This window comes from Tepidiforma sp. (genome assembly GCF_026419595.1).
GTDB lineage: Bacteria > Chloroflexota > Dehalococcoidia > Tepidiformales > Tepidiformaceae > Tepidiforma.
The window spans coordinates 273,255-274,150 of the sequence record NZ_JANZZD010000001.1 but is presented as its reverse complement, the minus strand read 5'-3'; the positions used below and the strand labels follow the sequence as shown (position 1 = coordinate 274,150).

1 protein-coding gene is annotated in these 896 nt (G+C 67.3%); it reads left to right on the top strand.

Features of this window, described 5'->3' with window-relative positions; translation table 11 throughout:
* Positions 1-49 precede the first annotated feature (49 nt).
* Positions 50-896: LLM class flavin-dependent oxidoreductase (locus tag N2041_RS01365; protein WP_297675051.1), on the top strand; the 847-nt coding region annotated here is incomplete at its 3' end.

The window sequence follows — 896 nt, the reverse complement described above, 5'->3', positions numbered from 1 at the left end:
GAACGAGCACCACGCGAACGCCTACGGCCTGATGCCCTCGCCCGCCCTCATGGCCGCGACCCTGGCCCGCCGCACCCGCGATGTCTCCATCGTCCTCCTCGGCATGTCCATCGCCCTCTACAACCCGCCCACCCGCGTCGCCGAGGAGATGGCGATGCTCGACGTCATCTCCGGCGGCCGCCTGATCGCCGGCTTCCCTGTCGGCACCTCGATGGATACGAACTACGCCTTCGGCGCGAACCCGGCCACCCTCCGCGAGCGCTACCAGGAGAACCACGACCTCATCATCCGCGCCTGGACGGACCCCGACGTCTTCCCCTGGAACGGCAAGTTCAACAAGCTCCGCTACGTGAACATCTGGCCGCGCCCCATCCAGAAACCCCACCCGCCCATCTGGATCCCCGGCGGCGGCTCCATCGAAACCTGGGACTTCTGCGCCGAGCGCGGCTACAACTACTCCTACCTCAGCTTCTCCGGCTTCAAGCGCGCCGCTCAGCTCATGAACGGCTTCCACGACCGCGTCGCCCAGCTCGGCCTCCCCTTCAACCCCTACCAGGCCTCGTTCGCCCAGCAGATCATCGTCGCCGAAACCGACGCCGAGGCCGAGGAAAGCTACTTCCAGCATGCGAAGTACTTCTTCGAGCGCTGCCTCCACATCTACCCCGGCTTCGCCGATGCCCCCGGCTACCGCACCGAAGCCACCATCCGCGCCGGCCTCAAGGCCCAGGTCGCCGGCGTCTCCTCCGGCGGCGCCGTCGGCAAGTCCTACCGCCAGTGCGTCGACGAAGGCTTCCTCGTCGCCGGCAACCCCGACCAGGTCACCGAGCAGATGGAGCACCTTATCACCTCCCTCCGCGTCGGCCACGTCTTCTGCCTCCTGCACATCGGCGATATGC